We start from the raw sequence: 20,596 nt of genomic DNA, 5'->3' as shown, positions 1-20,596 counted from the left end.
ACTCCTCAACAGTAGGCAAAAGGCAGTGTACGGGGCGATGCAGGCCGACGACAAAGAACCCTGCGTTGGATACATATGTCGATCCGCTCGCGGGCGATCGGTCCGCGGCGCGGCCAGTTTCACTACCATACGGCCCTTTCATCACTCCCGAACAGGAATCACACCATGGTCAAGTCCGACGACACCGGCAAGCTCATCCTGCGCGTTGCGCTGGGCATCCTCATCCTGCTGCATGGCATTGCCAAGGTCGGCAAGGGCGTCGACGGCATCGGCGGCATGCTCGCGTCGCACGGCGTGCCCGCGGTGCTGGCCTACCTGGTCTACGTGGGCGAGATCCTGGCGCCAGTGCTGCTGATCGTCGGCCTGTTCACGCGGCCCGCGGCGCTGGTCGTGGCCATCAACATGGTGGTGGCAATCTGGCTGGCCCACCGCAAGGACCTCGGCGCGCTGAACGGGCAAGGCGGCTGGGCGCTGGAACTGCAGGGCATGTTCCTGTTCGCGGCGATCTCGCTCGCGCTCACGGGCGGCGGGCGCTTCGGGCTCAACAACAAGTAGGCGAAGAGGCGACTGGCGAATCAGTCGTCGTCGGCCGCATCGAGGCCCGGGAACAGGACCTCGGTGTAGCCGAAGCGCGAGAAATCGCGCACCCGCATCGGGTACAGCTTGCCGAACAGGTGATCGACCTCGTGCTGCACCACGCGCGCATGGAAACCGTCGGCGGTGCGGTCGATCGGGTCGCCGTACAGGTCGAAGCCCGTGTAGCGGATGTGGGCGAAGCGCGGCACCACGCCGCGCAGGCCGGGCACCGACAGGCAACCTTCCCAGCCCTCTTCCTCTTCATCGCCCAGCGGCGTGATGACGGGGTTGAGCAGCACGGTGCGCGGCACCGGCGGCGCGTCGGGGTAGCGTGGATTGACGGTGTCGGTGCCGAAGATCACCAACTGCAGGTCGACGCCGATCTGCGGCGCCGCGAGGCCGGCGCCATTGACCGCCTGCATGGTCTCGAACATGTCGCGCACCAGCAGGTGCAGTTCGTCGGTGTCGAAAGCGGCGACCGGCTGCGCGGTGCGCAGCAGCCGGGGGTCGCCCATCTTGAGAATTTCGCGGAAGGCCATGTAGAGATTATGGCCAGCGCGCCGCGCCCTCGCTGGACGCTTGCTCAGGGCTTGTCGGCCAACGCCGGCGCGTCACGCCACGGCACGCCCGGCGGTGGGCGCATCGCATTGCTCGGGTAGTTGGGCGACACGCCCGGATGCGCAGGCGAGACAGCCGGCGGACGTTGCCAACCCGGTGGACGCCCGGCCGGATAGGTCGGCCGCACGGCTGGGTAGCTGGGACGCACCGCGGGATAACCGGGACGGCCATAGTAAGGACGGCGGTCGTAGTACGGGCGACGGTTGTCGTAGTAGCCGCCACCCTGGATGTACACCGGCGCCGGCACCACCACGGGACCCGGATCGGAGTAGTACGGTTCGGAATAGCCGCCGGAGTAGTACGGATCGCCAGGAACGGCCACGCAGCCGCTCAGCAGCGCGATGCCGCCGAGTGCGAGGCTGGTAGCGAGAACACGAATTTTTTGCATGAGGGACTCCTTGTCGGCCTTCTGTGATCGTTCAACGCCCGCTTGTAGACCCTGTTGACTGCGCTGGTGTGAAGTCGCGTAACGGCCGGTAAAGGCCTGGATCCCGGGCGCCGGGCGACTCAGGCGTCGGGTGCCGGCGGAACACCGCTGGCGAGGATCTCCAGCATACGCGCCTCGTCAATCACCGTGACGCCGAGGTCGCGCGCCTTGTCCAGCTTGCTGCCGGCCTCTTCCCCGGCCACGAGGTAGTGGGTCTTCTTGCTGACGGAGCCGGCCACCTTGGCGCCGGCTGCCTCCAATTTATCCTTCGCTTCGTCGCGGCCCAGCGTAGGAAGGGTGCCGGTGATCACGAAGGTCAGTCCCGCCAAAGGCTTGGGCGCGCGGGCCTCGGGCTCGAACTCTTCCCAGGTCAGGCCACAGGCGCGCAGCTGCTCGACCACCTCGCGGTTGTGCGGCTGGTCGAAGAAGGTACGCAGGCTCTGCGCCACCACCGGGCCGACGTCGTTGACCTCGAGCAGCTGCTCCTCGGTCGCCTCCATGATGGCGTCGAGCTTGCCGAAATGCTTGGCGAGGTCTTTCGCCGTGCTCTCGCCGACGTGGCGGATGCCCAGGCCGAACAGGAAGCGCGGCAGCGTGGTCTTCTTCGAGGCCTCAAGCGCATCGACGAGGTTCTGGGCCGACTTCTCCGCCATGCGGTCCAGGCCCGCCAGCGTGACGAAGCCGAGCTTGTAGAGATCGGGCAAGGTGCGAATCAGGTTGGCATCGACCAGCTGTTCGACCAGCTTGTCGCCCAGCCCGTCGACATCGACCGCGCGCCGCGCCGCGAAATGCAGGATGGCCTCCTTGCGCTGCGCCGCGCAGAACAGGCCGCCGGTGCAGCGGTAGTCGACCTCGCCCTGCTCCCGCACCGCCTCCGAATCGCACACAGGACACTTGTGCGGCATGGTGAAGACCGCGCCGCGCTGGTTGTCGGGCTTGGCCAAGCTGTCAGGCGCGACGCCGACCACTTCGGGAATCACGTCGCCGGCGCGCCGCACGATCACGGTATCTCCCACGCGCACGTCCTTGCGGCGGGCTTCGTCCTCGTTGTGCAGCGTGGCGTTGGTCACGGTCACGCCACCCACGAACACCGGTGCCAGCTTGGCCACCGGCGTGAGCTTGCCGGTGCGGCCGACCTGGATCTCGATGCCGACCACCTCGGTCAGCTGCTCCTGCGCCGGGTACTTGTGGGCCACGGCCCAGCGCGGTTCGCGCGAGACAAAGCCCAGCTGGCGCTGCAGCTCCAGGCTGTCGACCTTGTAGACCACGCCGTCGATGTCGTACGGCAGCGCATCGCGCTGGCGGCCGATGGTTTCGTGGAACGCTATCAGTTCAATAGCACCGGTCGCCCGCGCGGTCTGCGTGGCCACCGGAAAGCCCCAGGCGTGGAACTGCTGCAACCAGTCGAACTGCGTCGCGATGTCGGGGCCGCCTTCGGTCGCGGGCGAAACCTCGCCCAGGCCGTAGGCAAAGAAGCTCAGCGGGCGCTCTGCCGCGATCGCCGGGTCGTGCTGGCGCACCGCGCCGGCCGCCGCGTTGCGCGGGTTGACGAACACCTTCTCGTTCTTCTGCCCGGCGGCGATCTTCTGGCGCTGGCGTTCGTTGAGGGCATCGAAATCGGCGCGCTTCATGTAGACCTCGCCGCGCACCTCGACCACCGGCGGGGCCGCGCCCTTGAGCTTGAGCGGAATCTCGCGCACGGTGCGGATGTTCTGCGTGACGTCCTCGCCCACCTCGCCGTCGCCGCGCGTGGCGGCCTGCACCAGCACGCCGTGCTCGTAGCGCAGGCTCATGGCCAGCCCGTCGAACTTGAGTTCGCAGACGTAGCCGATCTGCGGCGCGTCTTCAGCCAGGCCCAGTTCGCGGCGCACGCGTGCGTCGAAGGCGCTGGCGCCGGCGGGCGTGATGTCGGTCTCGGTGCGGATCGACAGCATCGGCACCCGGTGGCGCACCTTGGCCAGGCTGTCGAGCACGGTGCCGCCCACGCGCTGCGTCGGCGAATCGGGCGTGCGCAGTTCGGGAAACTCGGTCTCCAACACCTGCAGGCGCTGGAACATCTTGTCGTACTCGGCGTCGGGCAGCTCGGGGGCGTCGAGCACGTAGTACAGATGGGCGTGGCGATGCAGCTGCTCGCTCAGTGCGGCGGCTTCGCGTGCCGCTTCGTCGCGCGTTGTCATGGGGGGTCCCTCGGGAAAAAGACGGGTCAGCTGAAGAGGCGTCGCGCCAGCGGCGAGCCCGCGGCGAGGTCGCGTGCGTCGAGCGTGTCGTACAGCTGCTCGAGGTCGGTGCCGATCACGTCCATGGTTTCGTCGCGCAGCAACTGGCCGTCGCTGTCGGTCACCACGCCGTCCATCTCGCGGGCTAGCGTGGCAGCAGCTTCACGCATGCGACGGAACGGCTCTTCGCCGCGATCAACCTGCGGCACATCGAGGCTCAGGCTGAGCTCGCGAATCGCCGATTGCGCCGGGTCGTCGGCCAGCGCGGCCTGGGTGTCGAACGAGAGCCCGAGGATCGGCGGCAGGCCGGCCTCGCTGGTCGGCAGCACCATGCGGCCCGGGATGATCCCGGCGACAAAACCCAGCCGCGCGGCGTTCTGCTGCACGTAGCCCGGGCTCCAGGCCGCGTGCAGCGCGCGCAGCACGAAGCCCAGTTGCGCGTCGTGCGCGCTGGCGAACTGGTCGAGCTCGCGGGCGCGTGCCACTTCGTCGAGCATCTCGGGAAACTCGGGCGCGCCGTTCACGGCATCGGCAAAAGCCTGCGCCTTGACCACGAATTCGGAATACTCGATCTCGTTGAGCGCCCCAGTGCGGTTGGCCAGTTGCACGCCGACCTGGAAGGCGCGGTAGCGCTGTCCGGGCGCCGGCGGCTCCCATTGGCTGGTGAGGTCGTTCAGGCCTTCGATGGCCACCGGCTTGCTGCCGGCGCGGCGCGTCGACGGCATCGACGCGAGCGCGGCATCGCCCGAGGCCAGGCCTTCGAGCGAGATGGGCGCGATCACGTCGATCAGCGGATCGAGCCCGCCGCGGCGCTCGCCGGTGGGCACGGGCACGCCGCTGGGCGCGGGCAGGTCGGGATCAAACAGCGGCTCGTGGCGGTCGCTGCCGGCCACCTGGCTCGGGTCGGCATGGAGCATCGGCTCCACGCCGCCGTCGCTGCCGCCGGCCAGCGCGCGCTCGGCTTCGGCCAGGGCGACATCGACAGCGTCGGGCTGGCGCGGCGCATTGCGGCGCGACATCAGGGTGTTGTAGGCCACGACGGCAGCGAGAACGAGGCCGCCAAGGATCGCCAGGGCGAGGGTGAGATTGCTCATGCGCGCGCCTGCCTTATGCCGCTTCGACCATCGAGACTGCCGACTCCATGTCGACCGCAACGATGCGCGACACGCCCTGCTCCTGCATGGTCACGCCGATCAGCTGTTCGGCCATTTCCATGGCGATCTTGTTGTGGCTGATGAAAAGGAACTGGGTTTCACGGCTCATGGCGGAGACGAGTTTGGCATAGCGTTCGGTGTTCGCGTCGTCCAGCGGCGCGTCCACTTCGTCCAGCAGACAGAAAGGCGCCGGGTTCAGCTGGAAGATGGCGAACACGAGCGCAATGGCCGTGAGCGCTTTCTCACCGCCCGAGAGCAGGTGGATGGTCTGGTTCTTCTTGCCGGGCGGCTGGGCCATGACCTGCACGCCGGAATCGAGGATTTCGTCGCCCGTCATCATCAGCTTGGCGTTGCCGCCGCCGAACAGCTCCGGGAACATGCGGCTGAAGTGCTCGTTGACGATCTTGAAGGTGCCGCCGAGCAGGTCGCGCGTTTCGGCGTCGATCTTGCGGATGGCGTCTTCGAGCGTGCCGATGGCCTCGTTCAGGTCGGCCGACTGGGCGTCGAGGAAGATCTTGCGCTCACTCGCAATCGCGAGTTCGTCGAGCGCGGCGAGGTTGACGGCGCCGAGCGCGACCACTTCGCGGTTCAGGCGGTCGATTTCGCTTTGCAGGCCGGTCAGGCGCACCTTCTCGGTCTCGATCGACTGCGCGACCGCCTCGAGGTCGGCGCCGGCGTCGTCCAGCAGCTGCTGGTACTGCTCGACACCCAGGCGCGCGGCCTGTTCCTTGAGCTGGAATTCGGTGATGCGCTGGCGCAGCGGATCGAGTTCGCGCTCCAGCTGCAGCCGGCGTTCGTCGCTGGCGCGCAGCTTGAGCGTGAGGTCGTCGTACTGGCTTCGGGCCGCGCCCAGGGCGGTCTCGCGCTCCAGCTTGAGCGACAGCGCGTCCTGCAGGCCGGCCTGCGCAGCGGCATCCGACAGGCGGCTCAGCTCGGCGCGGGCGCGCTCGTCTTCATCGGTCAGTGCGACGGTCTGCTGCGAGGCAGTTTCGATGCTGCGGTTCAGTTCCCCGCGACGCGCTTCGAGCGTGCGTTGCGAGAAAGTGGCTTCCTGCGCCTGCCGCTCGAGGCTGCGGTGCTGTTCGCGGCTGGCCGTGAGCGCGCGGCCGGCCTCGATCACGCGCTCGTCGAGCTGCGCATGGCGCTCCTGGCTGTCGGCCAGCTGCATGTCGAGCTCTTCGAAGCGGCCTTCGGCGGCGATGCGCTTTTCCTGCAATTCTTCGAGCTGGGCATCGACCTCGCCGAGGTCGGCGGCCAGCTGCTGGCTGCGCGCGCGGGTCTGTTCGGCGAGCTGCGTCATGCGCAGCGTCTCGACCTGCAGCTCATGGGCGCGCGACTGCGTTTCGGCGGCTTCGCGGCGGGCCGTGACGAGGCGCTGCGCGGCGTCGCCGTAGGCCGCTTCGGCACGGACCAGCGCGGTGCGCGCCTCTTCATTGATGAGCGTCTGGGCCTTGAGCTGGCGCTCGAGGTTTTCCATTTCCTGCTGACGGGCAAGGAGACCCGCCTGCTCGGAATCGGGCGCGTAGAAGTTCACGCTGTGCGACGACACGGCATGGCCGCTGCGCACGTAGATCACCTCACCGGGCTGCAGCGTGGCGCGCTGGGCCAGCGCCTCTTCGAAAGTCTCGGCCGTGTAGCAACCGTGCAGCCAGTCGTTCAGCAACGCCTGCTGGCCAGCGTCGTTCAGGCGCAGCAGGCTCGACAGCTTGGGCAGCGCGCCCGCGCCCTGCGGCACGCCAGCGGCGGGCGGGCTGTAGAAGGCCAGCTTGGCGGGCGGTGCGTCGTTGCCGAAGGCACGCACCATGTCGAGCCGGCTGACTTCGAGCGCGCCCAGGCGTTCGCGCAGTGCGGATTCGAGCGCGTTCTCCCAACCCTGTTCGATGTGGATGCGGCTCCACAGGCCCTGCAGGCCGTCCAGGCCATGCTTGGCGAGCCAGGGGGCGAGCTTGCCGTCGGTCTTGACCTTCTCCTGCAGCGCACGCAGCGCTTCGAGGCGGGCCGAGAACTCGGCGTGTCGGGCGCCCTCGGTGTTGACAGCCTGCTGCTTGGCGCGGCGGTCTTCGTCGAGCTGGGGCACAGCCTCCTGCAGTTCCTGCAGGCGGGCGTCGGATTCGCTGGCGGTTTCCTGCGCCGCGGCCAGCTGCTCCTGCATCTCGGTCAGCCGGTCTTCGTCGGGCGCGGCCAGCGCGTTTTGGTCGGCGCGCAGGCGTTCGCTGCGCAGCGTGAGCTGGCGGCTCTGGTCTTCGATGTTGCGCTGGTCGGCGGCCAGCACCTGGATCTGCTGCTGCACCTGCGAGACCGTCGCGCGCTGCGTGTTGGCCTCGTTCTGCGCACGCTGCACGGCCTCTTCGAGGTCAGGCAGGCGCGCGTCGTGCTCTTCGAGCTGCGCGGCCAGCAGGATGGCCTGCTCTTCGGCATCGACGCCGGCACCGGCCAGCGTCTCGATCTCGGCCTCGGCTTCTTCGCGGCGACGGCCCCACTGGCCCATCTGCTCGCGCAACTGCACCAGGCGCTGCTCGACGCGCTGGCGGCCTTCGACCACGAAGCGGATCTCGCCTTCGAGCCGGCCGACTTCGGCGCTGGCTTCGTAGAGCTTGCCTTGCGCCTGGTTCACCAGGTCGCCGGCGCCGTAGTGGGCCTGGCGCACGGTTTCGAGTTCGGACTCGATGCGGCGCAGGTCGGCGGTGCGCGATTCGAGGTCGTTGATGGCCTTTTCCGAATCGGCCTTGATCTTGGCCTGGTCGGCATCGCTTTCGCCGCGCTTGAGGAACCACAGCTGGTGCTGCTTCTTCGTAGCGTCGCCTTGCAGCGCGTTGTAGCGCGCCGCCACCTCGGCCTGCTTCTCGAGCTTCTCGAGGTTGGCGTTGAGTTCGCGCAGGATGTCTTCGACGCGCGTGAGGTTCTCGCGCGTGTCGCCCAGGCGGTTCTCGGTTTCGCGGCGGCGCTCCTTGTACTTGGAGACGCCCGCGGCTTCTTCGAGGAACAGGCGCAGCTCCTCGGGCTTGGATTCGATGATCCGGCTGATCGTGCCCTGGCCGATGATGGCGTAGGCGCGCGGGCCCAGGCCGGTGCCCAGGAACACGTCCTGCACGTCGCGGCGACGCACCGGCTGGTTGTTGATGTAGTAGCTGCTGGTGCCGTCGCGCGTCAGCACGCGGCGCACGGCGATTTCGGTGAACTGGTTCCACTGGCCGCCGGCGCGGTGGTCGGCGTTGTCGAACACCAGTTCGACGCTCGAGCGGCTGGCCTGCTTGCGGGTGGTCGTGCCGTTGAAGATCACGTCCTGCATCGACTCGCCGCGCAGTTCCGACGCACGCGACTCGCCGAGCACCCAGCGCACGGCATCCATGATGTTCGACTTGCCGCAGCCGTTCGGCCCCACCACCCCGACCAGTTGGCCCGGCAGCAGGAAGTTGGTGGGTTCGGCGAACGACTTGAAGCCCGAGAGCTTGATGGAGTTAAGACGCACGACTTGTCGCCCTGCCTTGGCATAGCGCCAAGGTATTGATTTGTAAGGAAAATTGCACGGGCCCGCAGCTTGAAGCGGGCCGCCGCCCCAGCCGTGGATGATAACGTCAGGGCATGAGCGATTCCCTGGCTTCTCCCCTCGCGGCGCGACGCACCTGCCTGCTGGCGGGCACCGCGGCCGCCCTGCTCGCGCCGCTGGCGCTGACGGGCTGTTCCTCCTTCCGTTCCACCGAGCGCGCCGAGCCCTACGGCAACCAGGAATGGCTGCAATCGGGCACCAACCGCATCGCCAACCTGTCGCTGCGCGACAACCTGCAATCGGTGCGCCGCGTGCAGACCACCTTGTACCGGCGCAACCCGCGCGAATGGCGCAAGTCGGCCGCCAGCATGGAAGAAGCCACGCAGCGCACCTGGGACGCGGTCCTGCAGGGCACGCCCCTGCCCGAATTGCGCGGCGCCACCGGCATCGACGCCATCCGCCTGGCCTTCGAGACCGGCCCGCAGGCCTACCAGGGCGACCGTGTGGCGGCGCTGGTCGTCGGGTGGGCCTCGATGCTCAAGCAGGCCAACGGCAACACCTGGGACCAGACCATGATCGATGGGGTCGACGCCGAGAACAGCTACCGCACGGCGCGCAACTTCGAGATTTCGCTCTGGCTCATTTCCTCCAAGACCGGCCCCGACGGCCAGCCGCTGCTGCTGGCCACCGAGATCAGCGAGCGCGGGCGCAATCTCGTGGCCGACCGCGAGCTGTCGAAGGTGGTGGCACGGCTCGACCTGCTGGCCGCGCAGGCCGACGAGAAATACCGCCGGGCGGCCCTCGATTTCGGCCAGAACTGGGTGATGGGCGTGGTCATGCCGCTCTTCACGCTGATACCCAAGTAGGCTCTTCGCATCGGAAATAAGTTTCCCAAATAGGCATTTGCGGTAATATCTTTCCGTGGACAAGCAGGAACTCATCACCGCCCTCACGGCGCGTCGCGGGGCCACCGGCCTCACGAACGCCGAGATCGCCCTGCGTTCGGGGCTCACTGAGCGCTCGGTGCGCAATGCCCTGAGCCTGAAGGGCAATCCGCAGCTGTCGTCGCTGCTCGCGCTGGTCGATGCGCTGGGGCTCGAACTGCAGCTCGCGCCCAAGGGCTTCGGTGAAGGCACGGCCGTCGATCCCGGCTACCGCCCGGTCGCCACGCGCGTCGGCCGGGCGCTGGCCGAAGCGCCTGCCGCGCCGCCCTACGTGCGGGGCCGCCGCTCACCGCCATGAACGTCAAGATCCTCGAGATTTCGCTCGGCGCACACCGCCTCGGCAAGCTGTTCCAGTACGCAGACCTGTGCCGTTTCGTGGCGGAACCCGAACTGATCGCAAACCCGCTGCCGGGCGTGCTCTCACTGTCGATGGTCGCGAGCGACCCGGCCGCCCAGGCCGCGTTGTGGAGCGACGTGAAGAACCCGCTGTTCAACGCCCAGGGCGGCCAGTTGCCCGGCTTCTTCCAGAACCTGCTGCCCGAAGGCGTGCTGCGCAGCCACATCGCGCAGCTGCGCGGTTGCCGCGAGAACGACCACTTCGAATTGCTGGCGGCCTGCGGCGGCGACCTGCCCGGCGCCGTGGCCGCGCGCCCGGTGTCGGTGGACCGCGGCACGCTGCAGCGGCTCATCACGCAGGATCAGGACGCGCTCGAGATGTCGGTGGTCGAGTTGCCGATGCCGCAGGGCATCTCGGTCTCGGGCGTGCAGCCCAAGCTCGGCCTGCGCCGCCAGGGCGGACGCTACGTGGCGCGCGTGCGCGCCGGCGCCAGCACGCGGGTGATCGCCAAGCTGCCGGTGGCCGGCCGGCCGCACATGCCGCAACTCGAGATGCTTTCGCTGCAGATGGCCGGGGTGGCGGGCGTCGAGGTGTGCCACGCCGAACTCGCGCCGCTGTCGGCCATTGCGGCGGAGCACAGCTATGCGCTGCCGGACGAGCCCGAGTTCCTGGCCGTCACGCGTTTCGACCGCGATGGCGCGCGCCGCATCCATTTCGAAGACTTCGCGCAGGTGCTCGCGGTCGACCCGATGCACAAGTACAGCGGGAGCTACCTCGACATGGCGCTCGCGATGCGCGCCTTTCCGTCGCTGGGTGAAGACGCCGTGCTCGAACTGCTGCGCCGGCTCGTGGTCAACGACCTGCTGGGCAACCCGGATGCCCACCTGAAGAACTTCGGCGTGCTGTATCCCGACGGCATTGCGCCGCGATTGGCGCCGGCCTACGACATCGTGGCCTACGCGGCATTACAGGGTGTCGAGGGCCATGCGCTCCCGCTGCTGCCGGCCCCGGTTAGCGCCACCGCTGCGCGTCGCACCGCGATGTTCACGCCGGCCAATGTGCGCGCGTTCTGTTTCTCGGCTGGCTTGCACGAGCCGCGCATGCGGCGCGTGGTGGCCGACACGGCCCGCCTTGCGCGCGACCAGTGGCCCGCGATGATCGACGCGTCGGCACTGCCGGCCCCGTGGAAGAAACGGCTGCAGCAGCGCCTGCAGGCACATCCCTTGCTGCAGGGCATGAGCAAGCGGGGTCGCTAGCCACAGCGGTGCGACAGGCGACCCCTAGAATGAATCCGCCCTCCTCCCCCCCCTCAACCCATTCGAGGCAGCAACCACTCATGAGCTCCATCAACTTCATCGGCGGCGAAAAAGGCGGTGTCGGCAAATCGGTCACGGCACGCGTGCTGGCCCAGTACTTCATCGATCGCAGCCGCCCCTTCACCGGCTTCGACACCGACCGTTCGCACAGCTCCTTCACCCGCTTCTACGAGGGCTTTGCCTCGCCCGTGGTGGTCGACAGCTTCGAAGGCCTAGACACGGTGGTGAACGGCTTCGAGACCAACCCGAAGCAGAGCGTGATCGTCGACCTCGCGGCGCAGACGCTGGCGCCGCTGTCGCGCTGGATCAAGGAATCGGACCTGTTCGACGTGTTCGAGGAAATCGACGTCACGGTCAACTTCTGGCACGTGCTGGACGACGGCAAGGACTCCACCGACCTGCTCGGCACGCTGATCGACACCTTCGGCAATCGGCCCAACTACATCGTGGTGCAGAACTACGGGCGCGGCAGCGACTTCGGGATGCTGCTGGCGTCGCAGTCGCTGTCGAAGGCCAATACGAATGGCGCACGCGTGATTGCCTTGCCGCGTTTGCACGAAGCCAGCATGCGCAAGATCGATGCGCAGAACACGAGCTTCTGGAAGGCGGTGAACGACCGCGAAGGGCCGCATGCGCTTGGATTGCTGGAACGGCAGCGCGTGAAGTCTTGGCTGGCTACTGCCTACGCTGCGTTCGATACGCTGCCTCTCTAGGCCTTTTGGGAGCGCCCGACAGGCGGCACGGCGTGGTCGGGCCCGCTGTGCCGGCCGCTTCGCGGCTCCCCTGCGGTGCTCGCATTTCGCGGGGTCTCGCAGAACTCGCCTGCGGCTCAAACAGCTGCGAGCCCTGATCCGCGAAACGCTGCGCTCCTCGGCGGCACAGAGGGGCCGCCCACACCGCACCGCCTGCCGGGCTTCGGGGTGAAACGGATGCACTGTCCTTCGCAAGGAAGAACGAAGCAGCCGGGCCTCAGATCATTCCGCCGTTGATCGAGATCACCTGACCCGTGATGTACGCGGCTTCATCGCCTGCCAGGAACGCCGCCAGCGCCGCCACTTCCTGCGGCGTTCCGGCGCGCTTCACGGGCACCATCTGGTTGATGAGCGCGGGGTCGAACACCGCATCGGCCATCGGCGAGGCGATGATCCCGGGCGCGATCGCGTTCACGGTCACGCCGCGCGACGCCACTTCGAGCGACAGCGCCTTGGTCGCGCTGTTCAGCGCACCCTTGGCCGCGGCGTAGTTCACCTGCCCCTTGTTCCCCGCGATGGCGGCGACGGACGAGATGTTCAGCACGCGCCCCCAGCGGGTGCGCATCATCGGCAGCAGCAGCGGCTGGGTGACGCGGAAGAATCCGTTCAGCGACACGTCGATCACCTTGTGCCATTGCTCGGCGCGCATGCCGGGCAGCACGGCGTCGTCGTGCACGCCGGCGTTGTTGACGAGGATCTGCACTGCGCCGCCTTCGAGGATGCGTGCGCAGCCGGCCGCGCAGGCTTCGTCGCTGCGCAGGTCGAACACATGGCATTCCGCCTTACCGCCAGCGGCGGTGATCGACGCGGCCAGCTGCTCGATGGCCTCGGGCCGCGAGTTCGCATGCAGCAGCACGGTGGCGCCGTCGCGCGCAAAACGCTCCGCCATGGCCGCGCCGAGCGCCCCGCTGGCGCCGGTGATCAGTGTGCGTTTTCCTTCGAAACTCATGACGGTGTGCTTTCGGTGTCCGCCAGCGGCGTGTTCAAGACCACCACGGCCCGGCCTTCGGCCAGCAGGCGGCCGTCGTCGGCCGCCACCGTGAATTCATACAAGACCTGTCGGTCGTCGCCGGACAGGCGCTTCGCGCGCACCTGCAACGCCCCGGCGATGTCGTCCAGCCGCGCCGCCGCCAACTTCACGTTGCGCGCGCTGGCCAGGAAGCCGGCCGACGGCGTGCTGCCCTCCGCCGCCAGCAGGCCGCCGTGCAGCGCCATGGCCTGCGCCGCGTACTCGATGGCGTTGGGTGCGAGCAGGCCGCTCTCGGTGCGCAGCGGGTTGTCCGCCTGGCTGTGCGTCGTGGTGCTGCAGTGGATCGATTCGGCGTCCCAGCCCTCGAGGCGCTCCAGCAGGCACATGCTGCCGCTGTGCGGAATGCGCGCGGCGATGCCCGCGCGGTCGAGCGTCTGCGGTGCCGTCAAGCGGCAGTCTCCAGGTCGGCCACCAGCAGCACGTTGGCGAACGGCGTGCCTTCGCTCATCGGCATGCTCTGCACACGGAAACCCAGGCGCTGCAGCACGGCGATCCACTCGGTCAGCGGGCGGCCCCAGGTCGGCGAGACCTTGTGGCCGCGGATGCGCGTCACGGTGCGATCGACCCACTGGCTGATCGCGAAACCACGCGTGCTCGATGCATCGCCCACACGCAGCAGCAGGCGCGCCTTCGGGTTGCCGCCACGGCGCAGCGCGTCGCGCACGCGGGTCAGCACGCCCTCCTGCGCGGCGAGGTCCACGTAGTGCAGCACGTCGAGGATCACGACCAGGTCGCAGTCGGGCAAGGCAGCCGAGCACATGTCGGCGCACACCAGGCGCGGCGTCGGCTGCAGGTGGCCGACCGACGCCTCGGCGCGCGCCACGTCCTTCGGCATCAGCTCGATGCCCGTGTAGTCCGCGGCGGCCGGCGTGGCGGCCCATGAGGCCGGCCAGCGGCCCTGTTGCTGCATCGCGCTCATCGACGCCAGCAGGCTCACGAAGAGGCCCTGCCCGCAGCCGATGTCGACCACGCGCCGGTGCTGCGCGTCGATCAGGCCGCGTTCGAGCAGCCCGCGGAACACCGGGTCGCGCCCGAGCTTGCCGCGCGCGAACTGCCAGGCGAAGGTGCCGCCCTTCTTGTAGGGGACTGTCGCTGCCTCGTGCAGCTCGCGCCAGGCTTGGTCGGTGGTCATCGTCGATGGCATCACGGCGCTCATGCGGTCTTCAATCCTTCAGGCAGGGTCACGGCGCGCAATCCATCGGTGCGCAGGCGTTGGAGCAACAAGGGCAGGACTTCCAGCAAGACGGGTTGCCCCGCCGCGGTGCGCGCGGCATTGCCGTCGTGCAGCAGCAGGATGTCGCGTGCCTGCAGGTGGCGGGCGAGGCGCGCCATCACCTTGGCGGCGTCGCCTTCGCGGGTGTCGAAACCGCGCCGCGTCCAGCTCACGAGCGAGAGGCCGAGGCGGTGCAGCACGGGTTCGAGGAAAGGGTTGCGCAGGCCGGCGGGCGCGCGGAAACAGGTCGGGCGCTGGCCGGTCACGTCGGTCAGGATGTCCTGCGCGCGCGCGATCTCCGCCGCAAAGCCGCGCGGGCCGAGGAAAGAGAAGTTGTGCCGATGCCGCGCCGTGTGGTTCTGGATGCTGTGGCCGCGCGCGACGATCTCTCGCGCCAGCGCCGGGTGCGCCAGCACGCGCTCGGCGATACAGAAGAAGGTGGCGCGCTGGCCGTGGGCGTCCAGCAGGTCGAGCACGCGGGGCGTGACCTCGGGCTCGGGCCCGTCGTCGATGGTGATCGCCACCTCGCGACGCGCAGCGGCGGCTTCGGGCAGGCGCGTGACGTTCGGGCCGAGCAGGTTGCTGCGCGGCGTGAGCCCGGCGCCGGTGATCAGCGCATGGTTCAGCACCACCGCACCGAGGGCCCAGGGCCATGCGCCCGGCACCAGCACGCCCGCGCCCAGGGCCGCCACATGCACGGCCGCGCTGGCGCGCATGGCCGGCGGCCAGGGCCAGGATTCGGAGGCAGCGACAGGGGCGGAAGGCGACGACATGGTGGGTCCGGATTTTCCCATCAGCGCGACCGCTGCGGGCTCGGGCCCTTCCCGGGCGCCACGTTGCGCGCGAACGCGGCCGACAGCAGCAGCGCCAGCAAGGCGCCCGGCGCCACCACGCGGCCGATGGACGACAGCGCCGGAATGTCCGAGATCGCGATCAGCCCGAACGACACCACCGTCGTGAGGTTGGCCAGCATCAGTGAAGCCAGCGTGTCTTCGTCGGCGCGACCGGTCGTGCGCAACTGGTCGAAGAAGAGCGCGTAGTTCGATCCCACGGCGACGATCAGCAGCAGCCCCACGAGGTGCAGGATGCCGAGCGCCGCCTGCGCCAGCGCCATGCCGCCCAGCGTGAGCACCACCGCGAACAGCAGCGGCTGGCACACGGCCAGCAGCCGGCGCCACGAGCGCAGGTACACGCCCAGCAACACCACCACCGCCAGCGCGCCCAGCAGCACCTGCACGAAGGCCTCGTGCAGGTAGCGCTGGTAGAGGCCGCCGAGTTCGCGCCCGACGTCCACCACCTGCACCTCGGGCAGCCCGGCCAGCGCCTCCTCGAGGCGCGCCTGTTCGAAGCCGGGGCCGGGATGCAGCACGACCAGCGTGGACCAGCCACCGCCCGGTCGCTCGTACATCAGCGTGTTGACCACGGAGCCCAGCGGCCCGCCCATGAGGTCGGCGCGCTGCACGGGCGCCTGCTTGCGCGCGGCCTCCACATCGGCCACGAAGGGGCCGAGCCGCGATGCCGGCAGCGGCAGGCCCTTGGTCGCCTCGGCCAGGTTGGCGCGCAGCGTGTCGGCGTCGGGCAGGCTGGCCTGGCGCGCCGTTTGCGCGGCCACGCTGGGCAGCACGCGGGTCACGGCTTCGTAGCCGCTGAGCTCGCCCTTGTCGACCAACGCATCGAGACGCGCGGCCGCGGCCTCGGTGTGGCGCAGTGCGGCCTGTTCGTCGTCGCCGAAGGCCACCACGAGCACGCCGCCGTCGCTGGCGCCGATGTCCTTGCGCAGCATCTCGTCGAGCTGCTGGGCCGAGCGCGGCACGGGGCTCATCGCGCTCAGGTCAGCGCGCCACAGGTGGCCGCCCTGCCACAGCACCAGCGCGAGCGCCGCCACGCCGAGCGCCGCCAGCGGCCAGCGCAGGCGCGGCAGGCCGCGCACCAGCAGGCCGGCCAGGCGCGCCATGTGCCGGCGCATGCCCATGCCGGTCGCGCCATCGGGTGCCAGCACGGGCAGCACGTAGCGCGTGGCGAGCGCGGCCGACACCAGCCCGGCGATCGAGAACACGCCCAGCTGCGCCAGTCCCGGAAAGCCCGAGAACACCAGCGCAGCAAAGCCGCACACGGAGGTCAGCAGGCCCAGCCGCACCGTGGGCCAGTGCACCTCGCGCCAGCGCTGCCAGCCGGTGCCGGCCACGGCCGCGCCGCGCGCCTGGATCAGGTAGTAGATGGCGTAGTCGACCGTCTCGCCGATCAGCGTGCTGCCGAAGCCCAGCGTGAGCCCGTGCACCGAGCCGAACACCAGGCTGACCGACGCGGTGCCCACCACCACGCCCGTGGCCACCGGCAGGAAGGCAATGACCAGCGCGCGCGGCGAGGCAAAAGCCAGCAGCAACAGCACGCTCATCACGATGCCGCCCACCACCGCGAGGTGAATGGCTTCGGTCTTGATCTTTTCGCGGCTCATCACCGAGAACACGGGCGGTCCGCTCAACAACAGCTTCGGCGCGGCCTCGCCCATGCCGCGCGCGGCGGCTTCGTAGGCGGCCTGCACACGGGCGATGGCGACGGCCTGCGCATCGAGGTCGCCGCCGGCCGCGCGCGTGGTGGCGATCATGAGCGCACGCGGCGCCTCGCGCGACATCCAGACGCCAGCCTCGCTGCGCGGTGCGCTGGCCGGCACCAGCTCCATCGCGATGCGTTGGGTCTCGCCCGTCGGGTCGCTGTCGAGCAAGGGCTTGATCGCGTTGCCGGCCGGCGTGCCGAGCATCGACAGGGTGTCGACGATGGCTTCGCGCAGCCCTTCGGCGGTGAACTGCCCCGGCATCACGCCGGACGAGAGCTGGTAGCGGTGCTGGAACACCCAGGTGCCGGCCTCGCTCCAGTCGCTCACGTCGCCGTTCTGCACCAGGTCGAAGAGCTGGCTCTCGCGCATCGCCTTGCCGACGGCGCGCGAGACTTCAGCACGCTGCGCGACGCTGCCGCCCTCGAAGCCCAGCATCAGCGTGCGCGAGGCGACGCCGCTTTGCAGCTGCTCGATCAGCACGCGCTGGCGCAGGTCAGGGCTCTTGGGAAGAAAGGCCGACAGGTCGGCACCGATCTGGGTGCGCGCGATGACGACCGCGCCGAGCGCCACGACCAGCAACCATGCCAGCAGGACAACAATGCGACGCGACCACCCCGGCGGGCCGCCCGCCTGCGCCAGGCTCACGGCGTCGCGCGCCCGGGAGCGCCGGCCGGCAGCGCCGACGGCGGCGCATTGGGCGAGATGTGCATGACCGAACGGTCACCGCCCACGAACTCCATCTCCAGCCCCAACACCTCGCTGTTGCGGCCGGTGATGCGCATGCTGCGCACCTGCGCGGCCAGCCGGCTGTCGTTGGGCGTGAGGTCGAGCGTCCACTTGCCGGCAGCGCCGGTCACGGTGCTCTTGAAGTAGCGCTGCAGCGTGGCGCCGTCGCCGCTCAGCGTGCCGCGCATGGCTTCGACCAGGCCCAGCAGCTCGGGCATGCTGTCCAGTGCCAGCGTGCGGTTGCGGTTGCCGCGCGACAGGGTCAGCGTGTTGCCGTCGACGGACATGGTCTCGATGCGCGGCGACAGCGTGCGGCGCACCAGCTTGTCGGGCGCCTCGAAGCTCAGCGTGCCGCTCGCGTCGAGCGGGCCTTCGAGGCCGTGCACGAAGCGCTGCTCGGTGAAGCGCGCCTCGCCGCTCTTCTGCCGAGCCAGCAGGCCCATCAGTTCGGGCAGGTCGAATGCCGCCCAGGCCGGCGCGGCACAGAAAGCCACCGCCAGCACCACCACCCTGCAAAGCCGATCAAGCCGCATCTTCGAGCCAGAAATCATGAAAGTTGAACCAGTTGTACGGGTAGGCGCGGCACAGCGCCTCCAGGCGGGCCACATAGGCTTCGACCGCACTTCGGATGCGGCGTTCACGCTCCGCGGCGTCGACGAACGGCGTGCCGAAGTCGGCCAGCGGGTCGAACCGGACATCGTAGCGGGCACCGCCGCCGTACATGCCGGCCATGAAGAACACCTTGCGGCGCAGCAGCGCCGCCAGCCGGAACGGGCCATCGTTGAAGACGGCCGGCTGGCCCAGGAAAGGCAGCACGATGTTGTTGCCGCGCTGGTTTGCCGGCTGCTCCTCGCTGCCCGGCAGGGTGCGGTCGGCCAGCATGCCGCCCAGGCCGCCGCCGTCGAGCCAGTCGCGCAGCGCAAGCATGGAATGCGGCCGGCCCAGCGCGATCACGTGGGGCCGCATCTCGGGCAGCGCGATGGCGTTCAGGATGGCGGTGATGCGCTGCGCGTTGTCCGGGTACATCAGCATCGCCAGCCGCATGCGGTTCTGGTGCTTTTGCTGCTTGCAGGCGCCGAGCACCTCGAAGCTGCCGATGTGGGCGCCGAGCAGGAAAGCGCCCCGCCCTTCGGCCGCCTCGGCCTCGATCGGGGCGTTGCCTTCGATCTTCAGCTTGAACAGGTCCATGCGCCCGCGCAGGAAGTACACGCGGTCGAGCACGGTGGAGGAGAACGCGTGCAGCAGGCGGTAGCCGTCGACCCAGCCCGCACGCGGGCCGATGGCCCGGAACAGGTAGCGCTTGATGTAGCGGCGCGGCGCCGGCGCGAACAGCAGGAAGTACAGGCTGATCGGCGGCAGCAGCAGCCGCGTGACGTGCCGTCCGCACACCAGCGCCATGAGACAGATGAAGCGCAGCGCCAGCATGTTGCTGCGCTCGGGCGCGCGCGCCCAGTCGCCCTGTTGGGCCGCCGGGCGGGCAGTCTGCCGCGCCGCTTCGTCCACGGCGCGCGTTTCGGCGTCGGTGTGCTTCATCCCGCCGACTCTGGCACAGCCGTCCAGCGGCCGGTGACAGCCGCCACGCCGTCACAGCGCACGTCGAAACGCACGCCGCGGCCGGTGCCGGCCTCGGGCTGCAGCTCGATGGACAGCGTGCTGCCAGGCCGCACGGGCGCCAGGAACTTGGCGGCCGCGAGCGTCGGGCTCGGGCCGAGCCGTGCCGACAGCGCCGGCACGCGCCGCACGACCTCCATGACCTCCGCCAGCAGCAATGCGCCGGGCACCAGCGGCTGTCCGGGGAAATGGCCGGCAAAGGCCGGATGGTCGACCGGCACCGTGTGCGCCATCTGCACCGGCGTCTGGTCGTCGGCCAGCTGCGCCAACGCAAATTCGCGCAGCGCCCGCACCGTGAGCTTGCCCGTGCCTTCGCGCGGAAAGGCCTTGACCTGCACCACGCGGCGCGGCACGAACACCGGCTCCAGCCGTTGCCGCAGTGCAGCAATGATGTCCGCCGCCGACAGCGTGGGCGCGACCACGAACGCCACCGGCCGCACCACGCCGTCGGCCACCTCGTCGGGCAACCAGAAGGCGCCGTCCTCGACACCCGCGATGCTGTTCAGGTGGTAGTTCAGGTGCGCGAGCGAACTGCGCCGGCCGGCGACGTGGATCAGGTCGTTGGCGCGCCCGAACAGGCGAAAGCGCCGTGCATCGAGCAGCTCGAGCACGTCGGCCATCGGCGTCGGCTCGGGAATGAAGTCGCCGCTGAAGATGAAGCGCTCGGGGCCGTCACCCTCCCCCGGTTCCGCATGCACGCGGATCTCGCCGAAGGTTTCCCAGATTTCGCTCTCGGTCGTGCGGCGCGTGGCCACCTGGCCCGATTCGGTGCTGCCGTAGATTTCGAGCAGCACGCCGCCCAGCGCCTGCTCGGCCTGCGCGGCCAGCTGCGGCGACAGCGGCGCGGTGGCCGACAGGATCAGGTCGACCGGCGGCAGTTCGATGCCCGACAGCAGCAGCGTCTTCAGGTGGAACGGCGTGGTCACCAGCGCGCGCGGCCGCGGCACCGAGGCCAACGCCTTCGCCACGTCGGCCGGAAAGAACGGCCGCCCGGTTTCGAACGCGGCCCCGCCGAGCATCGCGAGCAGCACCGACGACTCCAGGCCGTAGCTGTGCTGCACCGGCACGGTCGCCACCAGCGTGAGCCCTTCGAGCGTGGGACGCTGCAGCACGCGGCACAGCCGCTCGACCGCCACTTCGACGTCGCCGACCAGCGTGCGCCAGGCCTTGGCATGCGGTTGCGGCACGCCGGTGGAGCCCGACGTGAGCAGGCTGGCCGCATGCCGGCCGCCGTCAATGGCGGGCACCAGCGCATCGCCGGCCGGGCCGGGCACGGCTTCGACCTGCAGGCGCCGCATGCCGGGCGTCTCGAGCTTGGCGTCGTCGGTCAGCGCGAACAGGTGGTCGCCGCCGGTTTCGGTCAGGCGCGCCAGCGTGTCCGGCCGCGCATCGGGCGGCAGCAGGCTGGCGTGGCCGCGCACCAGCGCGGCGCCCAGGCTCACGGCGAAGGCGTAGCGGTCGAGGCACAGATTGACGGCAGGCCCTTCGGCGGGCAGTGCGGGCGCCAGGCGCGCGACGTCGGCCAGGAACTGGCGCGTGCTGACCGGCTGGCCGGCGCGCCAGGCCAGGGGCGCGTCGGGGTTGCGGTCCGCGAGCAGCGGCAGGAAGGAAGAAGAAGCGGTGTCGAGGATCACG

At 69.5% G+C, this 20,596-nt stretch carries 18 protein-coding genes; 5 read left to right on the top strand and 13 right to left on the bottom strand.

What is annotated here, in order from left to right; genetic code table 11:
- The first annotated feature begins 165 nt into the window (after positions 1-165).
- Positions 166-555 (top strand): DoxX family protein, encoded by a 390-nt coding sequence (locus ACAM52_RS10965; RefSeq protein WP_062471245.1) that lies wholly within the window; start codon positions 166-168, stop codon positions 553-555.
- A gap of 20 nt (positions 556-575) precedes the next feature.
- On the opposite strand, the gene def is transcribed toward ACAM52_RS10965, so the two are convergent.
- From def to smc, 5 genes are all read right to left on the bottom strand, one after another.
- The gene (def, locus tag ACAM52_RS10960) at positions 576-1,115 is read right to left on the bottom strand and encodes a peptide deformylase (RefSeq protein WP_070060694.1); all 540 of its coding nucleotides are present in this window, start codon (positions 1,113-1,115) and stop codon (positions 576-578) included.
- Positions 1,116-1,159: 44 nt separating this feature from the next.
- A complete protein-coding gene (locus ACAM52_RS10955; protein WP_223301316.1) occupies positions 1,160-1,582 on the bottom strand; it encodes a hypothetical protein in 423 nt (140 codons plus the stop codon).
- Between the two features lie 119 nt (positions 1,583-1,701).
- The gene (gene ligA, locus ACAM52_RS10950; protein WP_369647003.1) at positions 1,702-3,798 is read right to left on the bottom strand and encodes an NAD-dependent DNA ligase LigA; all 2,097 of its coding nucleotides are present in this window, start codon (positions 3,796-3,798) and stop codon (positions 1,702-1,704) included.
- A 26-nt stretch (positions 3,799-3,824) separates the two neighbouring features.
- Positions 3,825-4,931: a cell division protein ZipA C-terminal FtsZ-binding domain-containing protein gene (locus ACAM52_RS10945; protein ID WP_062471237.1), complete on the bottom strand. Its 1,107-nt coding sequence runs from the start codon at positions 4,929-4,931 to the stop codon at positions 3,825-3,827.
- 13 nt (positions 4,932-4,944) lie between these two features.
- Entirely contained in the window at positions 4,945-8,460 is a 3,516-nt protein-coding gene (gene smc, locus ACAM52_RS10940) for a chromosome segregation protein SMC (protein WP_354346808.1), read from the bottom strand.
- A 113-nt stretch (positions 8,461-8,573) separates the two neighbouring features.
- Between smc and ACAM52_RS10935 the strand changes: the two genes are divergently transcribed.
- The 4 genes from ACAM52_RS10935 (at position 8,574) to ACAM52_RS10920 (ending at position 11,788) form a co-directional block, all read left to right on the top strand.
- Complete coding sequence (locus ACAM52_RS10935) at positions 8,574-9,344, top strand: hypothetical protein (protein ID WP_159276935.1); 771 nt, start codon at positions 8,574-8,576, stop codon at positions 9,342-9,344.
- Between the two features lie 55 nt (positions 9,345-9,399).
- Complete coding sequence (locus ACAM52_RS10930) at positions 9,400-9,720, top strand: transcriptional regulator (protein WP_070060699.1); 321 nt, start codon at positions 9,400-9,402, stop codon at positions 9,718-9,720.
- Positions 9,717-11,015 (top strand): type II toxin-antitoxin system HipA family toxin, encoded by a 1,299-nt coding sequence (locus ACAM52_RS10925; protein WP_369647002.1) that lies wholly within the window; start codon positions 9,717-9,719, stop codon positions 11,013-11,015. The genes ACAM52_RS10930 and ACAM52_RS10925 overlap by 4 nt, the downstream gene beginning before the upstream one ends.
- An 80-nt stretch (positions 11,016-11,095) precedes the next feature.
- Positions 11,096-11,788 carry a mobilization protein gene (locus ACAM52_RS10920; RefSeq protein WP_369647001.1) on the top strand — a complete coding sequence of 231 codons (693 nt, stop codon included), beginning with the start codon at positions 11,096-11,098 and terminating at the stop codon, positions 11,786-11,788.
- A 256-nt stretch (positions 11,789-12,044) separates the two neighbouring features.
- Here the strand turns inward: ACAM52_RS10920 and fabG are convergent, their stop codons facing one another.
- From fabG to ACAM52_RS10880, 8 genes are read right to left on the bottom strand one after another with little or no spacing between them, the layout of a single operon-like run.
- Complete coding sequence (gene fabG / locus ACAM52_RS10915) at positions 12,045-12,776, bottom strand: 3-oxoacyl-ACP reductase FabG (RefSeq protein ID WP_062471225.1); 732 nt, start codon at positions 12,774-12,776, stop codon at positions 12,045-12,047.
- Entirely contained in the window at positions 12,773-13,246 is a 474-nt protein-coding gene (locus ACAM52_RS10910) for a hydroxymyristoyl-ACP dehydratase (RefSeq protein ID WP_369647000.1), read from the bottom strand. Before ACAM52_RS10910 ends, fabG begins: the two co-directional genes overlap by 4 nt.
- Positions 13,243-14,013, bottom strand: a complete 771-nt coding sequence (locus tag ACAM52_RS10905; RefSeq protein ID WP_369646999.1) for a class I SAM-dependent methyltransferase — start codon at positions 14,011-14,013, stop codon at positions 13,243-13,245. The genes ACAM52_RS10910 and ACAM52_RS10905 overlap by 4 nt, the downstream gene beginning before the upstream one ends.
- Entirely contained in the window at positions 14,010-14,864 is an 855-nt protein-coding gene (locus ACAM52_RS10900; RefSeq protein ID WP_369646998.1) for a polysaccharide deacetylase family protein, read from the bottom strand. The genes ACAM52_RS10905 and ACAM52_RS10900 overlap by 4 nt, the downstream gene beginning before the upstream one ends.
- A complete protein-coding gene (locus tag ACAM52_RS10895; RefSeq protein WP_369646997.1) occupies positions 14,864-17,269 on the bottom strand; it encodes an MMPL family transporter in 2,406 nt (801 codons plus the stop codon). The genes ACAM52_RS10900 and ACAM52_RS10895 overlap by 1 nt, the downstream gene beginning before the upstream one ends.
- A complete protein-coding gene (locus tag ACAM52_RS10890) occupies positions 17,266-17,901 on the bottom strand; it encodes a LolA-related protein (protein ID WP_139701610.1) in 636 nt (211 codons plus the stop codon). The genes ACAM52_RS10895 and ACAM52_RS10890 overlap by 4 nt, the downstream gene beginning before the upstream one ends.
- Positions 17,873-18,883 (bottom strand): acyl-CoA synthetase, encoded by a 1,011-nt coding sequence (locus tag ACAM52_RS10885; RefSeq protein ID WP_144004381.1) that lies wholly within the window; start codon positions 18,881-18,883, stop codon positions 17,873-17,875. Before ACAM52_RS10885 ends, ACAM52_RS10890 begins: the two co-directional genes overlap by 29 nt.
- A complete protein-coding gene (locus ACAM52_RS10880; RefSeq protein WP_369646996.1) occupies positions 18,880-20,595 on the bottom strand; it encodes an AMP-binding protein in 1,716 nt (571 codons plus the stop codon). Before ACAM52_RS10880 ends, ACAM52_RS10885 begins: the two co-directional genes overlap by 4 nt.
- Position 20,596 lies beyond the last annotated feature (1 nt).

It is taken from the genome of Variovorax sp. V118, assembly GCF_041154445.1.
In the GTDB taxonomy this organism is placed as follows: Bacteria; Pseudomonadota; Gammaproteobacteria; order Burkholderiales; family Burkholderiaceae_C; genus Variovorax; species Variovorax boronicumulans.
Note: the sequence above shows the minus strand (reverse complement) of the source record. Positions and strands in the feature narration are given on the sequence as shown.

Bases quoted from the DNA above. Each gene is read 5' to 3' on its own strand.
- ACAM52_RS10965 (WP_062471245.1), top strand. From the start codon at position 166: ATGGTCAAGTCCGACGACACCGGCAAGCTCATCCTGCGCGTTGCGCTG.
- def (WP_070060694.1), bottom strand. From the start codon at position 1,115: ATGGCCTTCCGCGAAATTCTCAAGATGGGCGACCCCCGGCTGCTGCGC.
- ACAM52_RS10955 (WP_223301316.1), bottom strand. From the start codon at position 1,582: ATGCAAAAAATTCGTGTTCTCGCTACCAGCCTCGCACTCGGCGGCATC.
- ligA (WP_369647003.1), bottom strand. From the start codon at position 3,798: ATGACAACGCGCGACGAAGCGGCACGCGAAGCCGCCGCACTGAGCGAG.
- ACAM52_RS10945 (WP_062471237.1), bottom strand. From the start codon at position 4,931: ATGAGCAATCTCACCCTCGCCCTGGCGATCCTTGGCGGCCTCGTTCTC.
- ACAM52_RS10935 (WP_159276935.1), top strand. From the start codon at position 8,574: ATGAGCGATTCCCTGGCTTCTCCCCTCGCGGCGCGACGCACCTGCCTG.
- ACAM52_RS10925 (WP_369647002.1), top strand. From the start codon at position 9,717: ATGAACGTCAAGATCCTCGAGATTTCGCTCGGCGCACACCGCCTCGGC.
- ACAM52_RS10920 (WP_369647001.1), top strand. From the start codon at position 11,096: ATGAGCTCCATCAACTTCATCGGCGGCGAAAAAGGCGGTGTCGGCAAA.
- fabG (WP_062471225.1), bottom strand. From the start codon at position 12,776: ATGAGTTTCGAAGGAAAACGCACACTGATCACCGGCGCCAGCGGGGCG.
- ACAM52_RS10905 (WP_369646999.1), bottom strand. From the start codon at position 14,013: ATGAGCGCCGTGATGCCATCGACGATGACCACCGACCAAGCCTGGCGC.
- ACAM52_RS10900 (WP_369646998.1), bottom strand. From the start codon at position 14,864: ATGGGAAAATCCGGACCCACCATGTCGTCGCCTTCCGCCCCTGTCGCT.
- ACAM52_RS10890 (WP_139701610.1), bottom strand. From the start codon at position 17,901: ATGATTTCTGGCTCGAAGATGCGGCTTGATCGGCTTTGCAGGGTGGTG.
- ACAM52_RS10885 (WP_144004381.1), bottom strand. From the start codon at position 18,883: ATGAAGCACACCGACGCCGAAACGCGCGCCGTGGACGAAGCGGCGCGG.